The organism is Sphaerotilus uruguayifluvii, from assembly GCF_013294065.1.
Classification (GTDB): Bacteria; Pseudomonadota; Gammaproteobacteria; order Burkholderiales; family Burkholderiaceae_C; genus Sphaerotilus; species Sphaerotilus uruguayifluvii.
The window spans coordinates 49798-61935 of the sequence record NZ_JABSNM010000005.1; the positions used below are offsets into that span (position 1 = coordinate 49798).

At 69.1% G+C, this 12138-nt stretch carries 10 protein-coding genes and 1 tRNA gene; 8 read left to right on the forward strand and 3 right to left on the reverse strand.

The window, feature by feature from the left end; all coding sequences use genetic code 11:
* The first annotated feature begins 45 nt into the window (after positions 1 to 45).
* The 3 genes from HNQ01_RS07100 to HNQ01_RS07110 all read left to right on the forward strand — a co-directional run bounded on the left by HNQ01_RS07100 (position 46) and on the right by HNQ01_RS07110 (position 1428).
* A tRNA-Ile gene (locus HNQ01_RS07100) sits at positions 46 to 124 on the forward strand.
* A gap of 255 nt (positions 125 to 379) precedes the next feature.
* The gene (locus HNQ01_RS07105) at positions 380 to 1165 is read left to right on the forward strand and encodes a DNA/RNA non-specific endonuclease (RefSeq protein ID WP_173804666.1); all 786 of its coding nucleotides are present in this window, start codon (positions 380 to 382) and stop codon (positions 1163 to 1165) included.
* The gene (locus tag HNQ01_RS07110; RefSeq protein WP_173804667.1) at positions 1162 to 1428 is read left to right on the forward strand and encodes a hypothetical protein; all 267 of its coding nucleotides are present in this window, start codon (positions 1162 to 1164) and stop codon (positions 1426 to 1428) included. Before HNQ01_RS07105 ends, HNQ01_RS07110 begins: the two co-directional genes overlap by 4 nt.
* 4 nt (positions 1429 to 1432) lie before the next feature.
* On the opposite strand, the gene HNQ01_RS07115 is transcribed toward HNQ01_RS07110, so the two are convergent.
* The 3 genes from HNQ01_RS07115 to pilB form a co-directional block, all read right to left on the reverse strand.
* A complete protein-coding gene (locus tag HNQ01_RS07115; RefSeq protein ID WP_434801489.1) occupies positions 1433 to 2515 on the reverse strand; it encodes an asparaginase in 1083 nt (360 codons plus the stop codon).
* A 179-nt stretch (positions 2516 to 2694) separates the two neighbouring features.
* Positions 2695 to 3921 (reverse strand): type II secretion system F family protein, encoded by a 1227-nt coding sequence (locus tag HNQ01_RS07120; protein WP_173804669.1) that lies wholly within the window; start codon positions 3919 to 3921, stop codon positions 2695 to 2697.
* Positions 3922 to 4021: 100 nt separating this feature from the next.
* On the reverse strand, positions 4022 to 5749 hold the full coding sequence (gene pilB / locus HNQ01_RS07125) for a type IV-A pilus assembly ATPase PilB (RefSeq protein WP_173804670.1): 1728 nt from the start codon (positions 5747 to 5749) through the stop codon (positions 4022 to 4024).
* A 398-nt stretch (positions 5750 to 6147) separates the two neighbouring features.
* On the opposite strand from pilB, the gene htpG reads away from it, so the two are divergent.
* The 5 genes from htpG to HNQ01_RS07150 all read left to right on the forward strand — a co-directional run bounded on the left by htpG (position 6148) and on the right by HNQ01_RS07150 (position 12118).
* Positions 6148 to 8040 carry a molecular chaperone HtpG gene (htpG, locus tag HNQ01_RS07130; RefSeq protein ID WP_173804671.1) on the forward strand — a complete coding sequence of 631 codons (1893 nt, stop codon included), beginning with the start codon at positions 6148 to 6150 and terminating at the stop codon, positions 8038 to 8040.
* Between the two features lie 129 nt (positions 8041 to 8169).
* The gene (locus HNQ01_RS07135; RefSeq protein ID WP_173804672.1) at positions 8170 to 8598 is read left to right on the forward strand and encodes a DUF2946 family protein; all 429 of its coding nucleotides are present in this window, start codon (positions 8170 to 8172) and stop codon (positions 8596 to 8598) included.
* Positions 8599 to 8686: 88 nt separating this feature from the next.
* Positions 8687 to 11023, forward strand: coding sequence for a TonB-dependent receptor (locus HNQ01_RS07140; RefSeq protein ID WP_173804673.1), 2337 nt, complete (start codon positions 8687 to 8689; stop codon positions 11021 to 11023).
* A gap of 23 nt (positions 11024 to 11046) precedes the next feature.
* Entirely contained in the window at positions 11047 to 11592 is a 546-nt protein-coding gene (locus HNQ01_RS07145; protein ID WP_173804674.1) for a YcnI family copper-binding membrane protein, read from the forward strand.
* An 85-nt stretch (positions 11593 to 11677) separates the two neighbouring features.
* A complete protein-coding gene (locus HNQ01_RS07150) occupies positions 11678 to 12118 on the forward strand; it encodes a MerR family transcriptional regulator (protein WP_149502536.1) in 441 nt (146 codons plus the stop codon).
* Positions 12119 to 12138 lie beyond the last annotated feature (20 nt).

The following is a 12138-nucleotide window of genomic DNA, read 5'->3' on the forward strand; positions in this document are numbered from 1 at the left end:
TGAAACCGCAAAGCGCTGCCGCAGCCACTACAATCGCGCTCCCACGGGCCTCTAGCTCATGCCTGGTTAGAGCAGCGGACTCATAATCCGTTGGTGCGGGGTTCGACTCCCCGGGGGCCTACCAATGAAATCAAGGGGTTGGCGCGGTGTCGTGCAGACCCCTTGGCGTTTCTGGGGAATCTGCAGGCGTCCTGCAGGTGCCGAGTCCCGTCAGTTCGTGGGCCAGAGGCGGTTCGGCATGCGACTGCCGCTTCGCGGCAGGGAGCGTCGCCTTTTGGCCTCACCTCGGCGTGAGATTTCCTCGATGGACCGGAATGCGGCACTGTGGATCGTGCGGCGGACAAGTGCGCTTGACGTAGCGTGCGGATACTCCGGATCCATGCAGATTTCCAGAATTGCGATTTCGCTGCTGCTGGCCTCGGCGCTGTCTCCGGCGCTGGCCGCGCAGACGGACTGCCCGCAGCACTACGCCGGCGGACAGGCGCCCGACCTCCTGAAGCCCGCGATGCAGCAAGGCGCACGCCCGCTGTGCTTCTCGGCCTTCGGCGTCGTGCACAGCGCGGTGTCGCGCACGCCGCTGTGGTCGGCCGAATACCTGACGCCGGCGCGCGTGGCCAAGGCCGCCACGCTCGAGCGCAAGGACAGCTTCCACGAGGAGGAGCGGCTGCCCGAGGCCGAGCGTGCCGAGCTCGAGGACTACCGCGCCTCGGGCTACGACCGCGGCCACCTCAGCCCGAACCACGACATGCCGGACCTGCAGGCGCAGGCCGAGAGCTTCTCGCTGGCCAACATCGTGCCGCAGGCGCCGTGGGCCAACCGCGGCCAGTGGGGCGATCTGGAGGAGGCGGTGCGCAAGCGCGTCAAGGCCGGCCGCAGCCTGCATGTGATCAGCGGGCCGATGTTCGAGGGCAGCCAGCTGGCGCAGCTCGACGGCCGGGTGCTGGTGCCCAGCGCGATGTTCAAGCTGGTGTGCGACCTGCAGGCGCGCCAGCTCGTCGCCTTCGTGCTGTCCAACGAGCTTCGGCCGGCGGCCACGCCGCGCTATCAGCAGGTGTCGCTGGTCGAGCTGGAGCGGCGCCTGGGGATGACGCTGCTGCCGGGCGTGCCGGAGGCGGCCGCTTTCGGTAAGCTGGTGCTGCCGGGCACCTCGACGGCCTCGCGATGACGAACCCAGCGGAGAAGCACCCCATGCAGCCCTATGCCAATGACGCCGATTCGGACGCGATCGACGGCCTGACCATCGAGAACGGCACCGACCGCCTGTCGCTGTACGGCAGCCTGACGCTGACGCGCGACCAGGCCGGCCTGGCGCGGGCGCGCCAGCTGCTGGCGCTGCTGCAGCAGACGGTCGCGGTGCTGGAGTCCGCGCCGCTGCCCGAGCAGATCGCCGAGCGGCCGGCGACGAAGGTCGCCAACCCCTTCGGCTGATCGCTCAGTACTCCATGAACATGCGCTGCAGCGCCTTGCTGTCGGCGCCGCGGGCCAGCGCGACCATCGTCAGGATGCGGGCCTTCTGCGGGTTCAGGTCATGCGAGACGACCCAGTCGTACTGGTCGTCGGGCTGCTCGGCGTTGCGCAGCACGAAGCCGCCGGCGGTCACGCGCGCCGAGCGGACGATCTGCACGCCCTGGGCCCGCAGCTCGCGCAGCGCCGGCACGACCGGGGCCGCCACCGAGCCGTTGCCGGTGCCGGCGTGGATGATGGCCTTGGCGCCCTTGGCGGCGAAGGCACGGTAGGCGGTGTCGTCGGCGTTGCCCGAGCCGTAGGCGATCGAGACCGCCGGCAGCGCGCCGATCTGCTCGATGTCGAACTCCGAGCCGGTGGTGTGGCGCTTGACCGGGGCGCGGAACCAGTAGGTCTTGCCCTCGACGACCATGCCCAGCGGGCCCCAGGGGCTGCGGAAGGCCTCGGTCTTGATGTTGACGCTCTTGGAGACGTCGCGGCCGGTGTGGATCTCGTCGTTCATCACGACCAGCACGCCCTTGCCGCGGCTGTCCTTGGCGGCCGCGGTGGTGACCGCGTTGAGCAGGTTCAGCGCGCCGTCGGCCGAGATCGCGGTGCTCGGGCGCATCGAGCCGACCACCACCACCGGCTTGTCGGTGTGCACGGTCAGGTTCAGGAAGTAGGCGGTCTCCTCGAGCGTGTCGGTGCCGTGCGTGATGACGATGCCGTCGACGTCGGGCTGCTTCGCCAGTGCGGCGACCCGCTTGCCCAGCGTCAGCAGATGCTCGTTGGTGAAGCTCTCCGAGGCGATCTGGAAGACCTGCTCGCCGCGCACCTGCGCGACCTGGGCCAGCTCGGGCACGCCGGCGATCAGCTTGTCGACCGGCACCTTCGCGGCCTGGTAGGAGGCGCTGTTGGCGGCGGTGGCGCCGGCGCCGGCGATGGTGCCGCCGGTGGCCAGCAGCACGACCTGCGGCCTGGCCGGCGGGGTGGCCGTCTGCGCGTGCACGGCGGCGGCGAAGGTCAGCGCGACCAGGCCGGTCGCGAGGGAGTTCATCAGCTTCTTCAGCATGGCGACATCTGCGTTGGTGAGGGAGGCCCTCGCCATTGCAGATGCCATGCCAGTGCGCACCGCCCCCGGTGCGATGCTGCAAGTCCTTGATTCTTCAGGAGCCAGGCGGTCGAGCGGCCCGGACCCGCACGAGAATCCGTCGCCGAACGATCGTTCGGCGACGTGTGTTCGTCAGGGCGTCAGACGACCTTGCCGAGGTTGAAGATCGGCAGGTACATCGCCACGACGATGCCGCCGATGATGGTGCCCAGCACGACGATGATGATCGGCTCCATCAGGCTGGACAGGCCCTTGACCGCCTCGTCGACCTCCTGCTCGTAGAAGTCGGCGACCTTGCCGAGCATCTGGTCGAGCGAGCCCGACTCCTCGCCGATCGAGGCCATCTGCAGCACCATGTTCGGGAAGATGCCCGAGGCCTGCATCGACGAGGTCAGCGCCGCGCCGGTGGCGACGTCGCGCTGGATCTGCTCGGTGGCCTGGGCGAAGACCGCGTTGCCGGAGGCGCCGCCCACCGAGTCCAGCGCCTCGACCAGCGGCACGCCGGCGGCGAACATCGTCGACAGCGTGCGCGTCCAGCGCGCGACGGTGGCCTTGTGGATCAGGTCGCCGAAGATCGGCAGCCGCAGCGCCGCGCGGTCGATCGCCATCTGCATCTTCGGGGAGCGTCGCCAGCTCTGGATGAAGAAGTAGATGCCCGCGCCGATGCCGCCGAAGATGATCCACCAGTAGTCGACGAAGAACTCCGACATCGCGATCACCAGCAGCGTCGGCGTCGGCAGGTCGGCGCCGAAGGACGAGAAGACCTGCTTGAACGACGGGATCACGAAGATCATGATCACCGCGACGACGACGAAGGCCACGACCAGCACCGCCACCGGATAGACCAGCGCGGACTTGATCTTCTGCTTCAGCGCCATCGTCTTTTCCTGGTAGGTCGCCAGGCGATCGAGCAGCGCCTCCAGGATGCCGGCGGCCTCGCCGGCCTCGACCAGGTTGCAGTAGAGCGCGTCGAAGTGCAGCGGATGGCGGCGGAAGGCCGCCGACAGGCTGGTGCCGGTCTCCACGTCGCTGCGGATGTCGTTGAGCATGCGGGTGAGCCGCGGGTTCGAGCTGCCGCGCGAGACGATGTCGAAGGCCTGCAGCAGCGGCACGCCCGACTTCAGCATCGTCGCGAGCTGGCGGGTGAAGATGGCGATGTCCTTGGAGCGGATCGCCTTGCCGCCGGACATGCGGCGCTTCCTGACCTTGCTGACGAGAATGCCCTGCCGGCGCAGGCTGGCGTTGACCATCGCCTCGCCGCCGGCCCGCATCTCGCCGCGCACCGCCTTGCCGTTGCGGTCGCGGCCCTCCCATTCGAAGATGAATTCCTTGACCTTCTTCGAAGCATTCGCTGCCGCTGTGGCCATTGTCGGTGCGCCTCCTGGCGGGGTCGGGGTCAGCCGCAGGCCGACCGGGGAATCGGATGTCGCCGCTCGGGCGGCGTCGCTGCACGCGCCATCGCCGCGTTCACTGGTTGGTGACGGAGATCACTTCTTCCAGTGTCGTCACGCCGGCGCGAACCTTGATCAGGCCGGCCTGGCGCAGGTCGCGCACGCCGTCGCGCTGGGCCTGTTCGGCGATGTCGATCGCGTTGCCCTGCGCCAGGATGATGCGCTGGATCTCCTCGGAGATCGGCATCACCTGGTACAGGCCGACGCGGCCGCGGTAGCCGTTGTTGCACGAGGAGCAGCCGATCGCGCGGTACGGCCGCCACGAGCCGTCGAGCTCCGAGGGCGGGAAGCCGGCGCGCAGCAGCGCCTCGCGCGGATAGTCGGCCGGCGCCTTGCAGTTCTCGCACAGCCGCCGCGCCAGGCGCTGCGCGGTGATCAGGATCACGCTGGCGGCGATGTTGAACGGCGGCACGCCCATGTTCAGCAGCCGCGTGAGCGTCGTCGGCGCGTCGTTGGTGTGCAGCGTCGACAGCACCAGGTGGCCGGTCTGCGCGGCCTTGATGGCGATGTCGGCCGTCTCCAGGTCGCGGATTTCGCCGACCATGATGACGTCCGGATCCTGGCGCAGGAAGGCCTTCAGCGCCACGGCGAAGTTCATGCCCGCCTTGTCGTTGACGTTGACCTGGTTGACGCCGGGCAGGTTGATTTCCGCCGGATCCTCGACGGTGGAGATGTTGATGCCGGGCTGGTTCAGGATGTTCAGGCAGGTGTAGAGCGACACCGTCTTGCCCGAGCCGGTCGGGCCGGTCACCAGGATCATGCCGTAGGGGCGGCGGATCGCGTTGAGCAGCCGCTCCTTCTCGTCGCGCTCGTAGCCCAGCGCATCCACGCCCAGGCGGGCCGAGGACGGGTCGAGGATCCGGATCACGATCTTCTCGCCGAACAGCGTCGGCAGCGTCGAGATCCGGAAGTCGATCGCCTTGCTGCCGAACTTCAGCTTCATGCGGCCGTCCTGCGGCACGCGCTTTTCCGAGATGTCGAGCTTGGAGATGACCTTGATGCGCGAGGAAAGCTTGTCCTTGATCGCGATCGGCGGCTGCGTGATCTCGCGCAGCTCGCCGTCGATGCGGAAGCGCACGCGGTAGGTGTTCTCGTAGGGCTCGAAGTGCAGGTCCGACGCGCGCATGTTGATCGCGTCGATCAGCATCTTCTGCAGGAAGCGCACGACCGGCGCGTCCTCGACCTCGGCGGTGACCTCGTCGTCGGCCTTGGCGTTGGGATCCTGCTCCTCGACCTCGAAGTCGAACTCGCCCGCCGAGACGATGGAGTCCAGCGCATCGCTCACCGAGGCGGTCTTGGAGTCGACGATGCGCGCGAGCTTGTCGTACTCGACGACGACCCACTCGGGCGTGAGCTGCGTGGCGAACTTGATGCGGTCGACCGCTTCCTGGTCGGTCGGGTCGGCGCCGCCGATGAACAGCCGGTTGCCGCGCCGGCCCAGCACCAGCACCTGGTACTGCGACAGCGTGCGCGCGTCGACCAGGTTCTGCGGCAGCCGGTTGATGTCGATCGCGTCGAGGTCGAGCAGCGGCAGGCCCAGCACCTGCGACAGCGAGATCGCCAGGTCGTTGGCGCTCAGCGCGTTGGCCCCGACCACCGCGGACACGAAGCTGCGGCGCTGGTCGCGTGCGGTCCGGGAGAGATCTTCCGCGGTTCGTGCCGGCAGCTTGCCGGCGTGCACCAGCACGCGCGCCACGCCCGACAGGGTGCTGGCAGGTCCATCAGGAAGGGTTTCGGCAGCCACGTGAACGACAGGAATCGAGAGGAAAGGGTGCTGGAATGCGAAAAGCGGATGATCGGCGATCCAGCCTGTGCTGTAAATCACGTCCTGCCAGCCCCGGGCCGGGGATCTCGAGGGCGTTCGCCGTCGGGTCTGCTTGTAACTCACGCCCGTGCGCGAAACGTGAAGCGGGTGCACCGGTTCCGTGCGTTTGTATCAATTTCTTGCACTTTCGCCAGAAAGTCACGGAATGGGACAGCGTCCGGCCCGGTGCGGGATCGCCGGGGCGGCCTGCGCATGCGCCGGCTCTTGAAAAGCCGCTGGCCGGCCTCATGCTCGTCAGCCACGGCAGGCGGCATGGCCGGCCGACGGTTTTCACCGCATCTTTCCTCTCCAGAGACGTCCCGAGACGACCCACGACCATGGAAAAACAGACCCTGTCCTTCCAGGCCGAGGTGAAGCAGCTGCTGCACCTCGTCACCCACTCGCTGTACTCCAACAAGGAGATCTTCCTGCGCGAGCTGGTGTCGAACGCGTCGGATGCCTGCGACAAGCTGCGCTTCGAGGCGCTGAACGATGCCTCGCTGTTCGAGGACCAGCCCAACCTCGAGATCCGCGTCGGCTTCGACAAGGAGGCCCGGCGCATCATCATCAGCGACAACGGCATCGGCCTGTCCGCCCAGGAAGCCATCGACCACCTCGGCACCATCGCCAAGAGCGGCACGAAGGAGTTCATGGCCAAGCTCGACGGCGACAAGGCGCGTGACGCCAACCTGATCGGCCAGTTCGGCGTGGGCTTCTACTCGGGCTACATCGTCGCCGACCGCATCACGGTCGAGAGCCGCCGCGCCGGTCTGGCCGCGGATCAGGGCGTGCGCTGGTCCAGCGAGGGCACCGGCGACTTCGAGGTCGAGACCATCACCCGCGAGCGCCGCGGCACCGACATCATCCTGCACCTGCGCGAGGGCGAGGACGAGTTCCTCTCCACCTGGAAGCTCAAGAGCATCGTCGGCAAGTACAGCGACCACATCTCGCTGCCGGTGCTGATGCGCAAGGAGTCGTGGGACGCCGAGAAGGGCGAGAACGTCGTCTCCGACGACTGGGAGCCGGTCAACAAGGCCGCGGCCATCTGGACGCGCTCGAAGTCGGACATCACCGACGCCGAGTACAAGGCCTTCTACGAGCAGCTGACCTACGACACCACCGCGCCGCTGGCCTACACGCACAACCGCGTCGAGGGCCGCACCGAGTACACGCAGCTGCTCTACATCCCGGCCAAGGCGCCGTTCGACCTGTGGAACCGCGACAAGCGCGGCGGCGTCAAGCTCTACGTCAAGCGCGTCTTCATCATGGACGACGCCGAGGCGCTGATGCCGGTCTACCTGCGCTTCGTCAAGGGCGTGATCGACTCGGCGGATCTGCCGCTGAACGTCTCTCGCGAGCTGCTGCAGGAAAGCCGCGACGTGCGCGCGATCCGCGAAGGCTCGACCAAGCGCGTGCTGTCGATGCTCGAATCGCTGGCCGACAGCGAGAGCGCCGACGACAAGGCCAAGTATGCCGAGTTCTGGAAGCAGTTCGGCGCGGTGCTGAAGGAAGGCGTCGGCGAGGACCACGCCAACCAGGAGCGCCTGGCCAAGCTGCTGCGCTTCGCCTCGACGCAGGCCGACGAGGGCGTGTCCTTCGCCGACTACGTCTCGCGCATGAAGGAAGGCCAGGAGGCGATCTACTACATCACCGCCGAGACCCTGGCCGCCGCGAAGAACAGCCCGCAGCTGGAGATCTTCAAGAAGAAGGGCATCGAGGTGCTGCTGTTCACCGACCGGGTGGACGAGTGGATGCTCTCGCACCTGTTTGAATTCGAGGGCAAGAGCCTGCAGAGCGTCGCGAAGGGCGCGGTCGACCTGGGCAAGCTGCAGGACGAGGAAGAGAAGAAGCAGGCCGAGGCCGCCGCCGAATCCTTCAAGCCGACGCTCGACCGCCTGAAGACCGCGCTGGCCAGCCGCGCCAAGGACGTGCGCGTCACCACCCGCCTGGTCGACTCGCCGGCCTGCCTGGTGGTCGAGGAGGGCGACATGAGCGGCCACCTGGCGCGCCTGCTCAAGCAGGCCGGCCAGAGCGCGCCGAACAGCCAGCCGGTGCTGGAGGTCAACGCCGAGCACGCGCTGGTGAAGAAGCTCGCCGCGCTGCCGGAAGGCGCGGCGCAGTTCGACGACCTCGCACAGGTGCTGTTCGACAACGCGCTGCTCGCCGAGGGCGGCCAGCTGGAAGACCCGGCGGCGCACGTCAAGCGCATCCAGGCGCTGATCCTGGGCTGAGGCTCGGCTCGCGTCCTGCCGGCCTGCACTGCAGGGTGTCGGCCTGACGCGACAGTGCGATTACACGGCCGGGTATGCCCGGCCGTTTTCCTTGGCGCGTCCCGCGCGGCGTGCGCCGAGAATTCACGGATGTTCACATCGTCCGTGCGTCGTCGCCTGATCCTGGCCAGCGTCCTGCTGGTCCTGGCCGGGCTGCTGCTGCCGGCGATGTCGGCGGTGCTGCGGCTGCGCACCGGGACGGTCGGTGCGTCCGTCGGCCTGACTGGCGCACCGACCGGGCTGGAGGATGTCTGCGTCGCTGCCGGCCCGGGCGTCTCGCACCCGGAGGCCGAGGCCTCCGTCTCCGCTCAGGGCCTGGTCCGGCTGCTGCATCTGCTGCAGGCCTGCGAGCACTGCGCGCAGGCACCGCTGGCCAGCGCGCTGCCGCTGCCCGATGCGCCCGACCTGCCGGACCCCGCGCCGCAGGTCCGTGCCCTCCGCTTCGCCGCCTTCGAGGCCGGCACGCTGCGCCGCCCGGCCTTCCTGCGCCCGGCCGGCCGCGCCCCGCCCCGGGGCTGATCTCCCGCCCCCCCGCACCCGTCGGACCGGATCGAGCAGGGCTCGAGGCCGTCCGGCGGCCCGAGATCCGTTCCTGCTTCCGTTTCCCATGCAACAGCTTCCCCTGGTCCGGGCCCTGAGCCTGGCGTTTCCGCTCGCCTGCGCGCTCCCCGTCTCCGCGCAGGCCGACGAGGGCGACAGCCCCCCCGTCAAGTCGCTTGGCCTGATCGTCGTCACCGGCACGCAGCCGACCTCGCTGCCGACGCAGATCTCGACGACGATCGAAGGCATCAAGGGCGCCGAGATCGCCGAGAAGATCAACGCCACCGACGCCGAAGACGCGCTGCGCTACTTCCCGAGCCTGCTGGTGCGCAAGCGCTACATCGGCGACTACAACCACGCGGTGCTGTCCAGCCGCGCCTCGGGCACCGGCAACAGCGCGCGCTCGATGGTCTATGCCGACGGCATCCTGCTGTCGAACTACCTCGGCAACGGCGCGACCTTCACGCCGCGCTGGGGCCTGGTGACGCCCGAGGAGATCGAGCGGGTCGACGTGCTCTACGGCCCGTTCTCGGCCGCCTATCCCGGCAACTCCGCCGGCGCCGTGGTCGACTACGTGACCCGCATGCCCCGGCAGTTCGAGGCCCACGCCCAGGTCGGCTACTTCACGCAGCCGTTCTCGCTCTACGGCACCGAGGCGACCGCCTCCGGCCAGCAGGCCAGCGCCTCGCTCGGCAGCCGGGACGGCGCGTTCTCGTGGTGGTTCAACCTCAACCGCACCGACAGCACGGGCCAGCCGCTGACCTTCCCGACCAGGCTGGTCAGCAGCGGCACCACGCCGACCGCCGCAGCGCCCGGCACGGCGGTGACCGGCGCGGTGCTCGACCAGGACAAGAGCGGCAACCCCTGGTACCTGCTCGGCACCGCGACCCGCTACCACACGATCCAGGACCACGCCAAGCTGAAGCTCGCCTACGACTTCGACCCGACCGTGCGCGCCGCCTACACGCTGGGCGTGTGGAACAACCAGGCCACCAGCCAGTCCGAGAGCTTCCTGCGCGACGCCAGCGGCCAGCCCTTCTACGCCGGCACCGCCAACATCGGCGGCAGGAACTACACGATCGCCGCCACCGATTTCGGCCAGTCGCGCGAGCAGCTCGAACACGTCATGCACGGCCTGTCGGTCAAGAGCCGCACCCGCGGGGTCTTCGACTGGGAGGTGGCGGTGTCGCTGTATGACTACCGCAAGGACTTGCAGCGCACCCCGACGGTGGCCAGGCCCGCCGCGGACCTCGGCGGCGCCGGGCGGCTCACCGACCTGGGCGGCACCGGCTGGGACACGCTGACGCTGAAGGGCGTCTGGCGCCCCGAGGGCGTGGACGGCGAGCACATCGTCGACTTCGGCGTGCAGCAGGACCGCTACCGCTGGCGCCAGCTCGTCAGCAACACGGGCGACTGGATCGGCGGCGATGCCACCAGCCCCTTCACCGACTTCGGCGGCCGCACGCAGCTGCGCAGCGCCTACGCGCAGGACGCCTGGACGCTCTCGTCGCAGTGGAAGACCGTGCTGGGCCTGCGCGCCGAGCAGTGGCGCGCGTTCGAGGGCTACAAGGTCGCCTCGGGCGGGCAGCGCGTCGTCTATGCGGATCGCCGGGAGACCTGGCTGTCGCCCAAGGCCGCCGTGGGCTACCAGGCGGCCGCGGACTGGACGCTCAAGCTCGCCAGCGGCCGGGCGGTGCGCATGCCGACGGTGGGCGAGCTGTTCCAGGGCGGCCTGAGCAGCAGCGGCACCTATGTCGCGTCCGACCCGGTCACCAACCCGGACCTGCGGCCGGAGAAGTCGTGGACCACCGAACTCAGCTCCGAATGGGACCACGGCACGCACCAGTGGCGCACGACGCTGTTCCACGAGCTGACGAAGGACGCGCTGTATTCGCAGAGCGCCGTCGTCGACGGCAAGACCGTCACCAGCACCCAGAACATCGACCGCATGCGTACCGTCGGCCTGGAGCTGGCCTGCCGCGGTCAGGACGTGGGCTGGCGCGGCATCGACCTGAACGCCAGCGCCACCTGGACGCGCTCGCGCATCCTCGACAACGCCGGCTACGTGAGCACGCCGGGCGACACGATCGGCAAGCAGCAGCCGCGCGTGCCGATGTGGCGCGGCAGCCTGCTGGTCACCTGGCGCGCCACGCCGCAGCTCAGCGTGAGCTACGGCGCCCGCGCCGCCAGCAACCAGTACGGCACGCTCAACAACAGCGATCCGAACGGCTTCACCTACCAGGGCTTCTCGAAGTTCTTCACCACCGACCTGCGCCTGCGCTACCGCTTCGACCGGCAGTGGTCGGCGGCCTTCGGCATCGACAACCTGAACAACTATCAATACTGGAACTTCCACCCGTACCCGCAGCGCACCTACAGCGCCGATCTGAAGTTCGACCTGTGACCCTTTTCCCTCGGAGTCTTTCCATGTCCAAGATCCTGTCCCGCGCGCTGCTGTCGTCGGCGCTGTTCCTGTGTGCCGGCGCGCACGCCCATGTCACGCTGGTCACGCCGTCGGCGGTGGCCGGCAGCTATCACAAGGCCGTGCTGACGATCGGCCACGGCTGCGACGGCCAGCCCACGCACACCGTGACCGTGCGCATTCCCGCCGGCTTCCAGGGCGCCAAGCCCGCGCCCAAGCCCGGCTGGACGGTGACGATCCGCCGCGAGCCGCTGGCCCGGCCCTATGTCAGCCACGGCAGGACCGTCACCGAGGACGTGACCGAGATCGTCTGGAGCGCGCGCAGCGACGAGGCCCGCCTGCCGGACGACCAGTTCGACGAGTTCGCGGTGCGCGGCCAGATCGCCGTGGCGCCGGGGCCGATGTGGTTCAAGGTGCGTCAGGACTGCCCGGCCGGCCAGCTCGACTGGAGCGAGGTCCCGGCCGACGGCGGCACGTCGACCCGCGGCCTGAAGGCGCCGGCCGCGCTGCTGCGGGTCGAGCCGGCCGAGGGCGAGCACGCCCATCACTGAGCCTGACCGGGCCTGCCCCGACGTCGCGGCGCGCTGTTTCAATTGCGACACTTGATATTGCCACTTGAAGTGTTCTAATTGCGCCATGACGACGACCCCCGACGCCGCCGGCCACACGCTGGCGGAACTGTGCGCGCTGGTCGATCTGCCGGCCCGGACGGTGCGCTACTACGTGCAGCTCGGGCTGGTGGACCGTCCGGTCGGCGAGACGCGGGCGGCGCGCTACGGCGCACGGCATCTGGAGCAGCTGCTGCAGATCCGGCGCTGGAGCGCAGCCGGCCTGTCCCTGGAGCGCATCCGGGAGCTGCTGCATGGCGAGACGCCGGAGCTTCCCGCCCGCGCGCCTTCGCCCGGCACGGTGACGGTGTGCAGCCATCTGACGGTGGCCGACGGGGTCGCGCTCGTCATCGACCCCGGCCGGGCCGGCGTGTCGTCCGAACAGCTGCGCGTCTTCGTGCGTGCGGTCATGGCGGCCTGGGACGAGGCGCTGGGACCGATCGGAGCGGGAGCGCAGCCGCCCCCCTGACCGTCGACGAAGGAGCAGCG

Bases quoted from the DNA above. Each gene is read 5' to 3' on its own strand.
- HNQ01_RS07105 (WP_173804666.1), top strand. From the start codon at position 380: ATGCAGATTTCCAGAATTGCGATTTCGCTGCTGCTGGCCTCGGCGCTG.
- HNQ01_RS07140 (WP_173804673.1), top strand. From the start codon at position 8,687: ATGCAACAGCTTCCCCTGGTCCGGGCCCTGAGCCTGGCGTTTCCGCTC.
- htpG (WP_173804671.1), top strand. From the start codon at position 6,148: ATGGAAAAACAGACCCTGTCCTTCCAGGCCGAGGTGAAGCAGCTGCTG.
- HNQ01_RS07115 (WP_434801489.1), bottom strand. From the start codon at position 2,515: ATGCTGAAGAAGCTGATGAACTCCCTCGCGACCGGCCTGGTCGCGCTG.
- HNQ01_RS07135 (WP_173804672.1), top strand. From the start codon at position 8,170: ATGTTCACATCGTCCGTGCGTCGTCGCCTGATCCTGGCCAGCGTCCTG.
- HNQ01_RS07145 (WP_173804674.1), top strand. From the start codon at position 11,047: ATGTCCAAGATCCTGTCCCGCGCGCTGCTGTCGTCGGCGCTGTTCCTG.
- HNQ01_RS07110 (WP_173804667.1), top strand. From the start codon at position 1,162: ATGACGAACCCAGCGGAGAAGCACCCCATGCAGCCCTATGCCAATGAC.
- HNQ01_RS07150 (WP_149502536.1), top strand. From the start codon at position 11,678: ATGACGACGACCCCCGACGCCGCCGGCCACACGCTGGCGGAACTGTGC.
- HNQ01_RS07120 (WP_173804669.1), bottom strand. From the start codon at position 3,921: ATGGCCACAGCGGCAGCGAATGCTTCGAAGAAGGTCAAGGAATTCATC.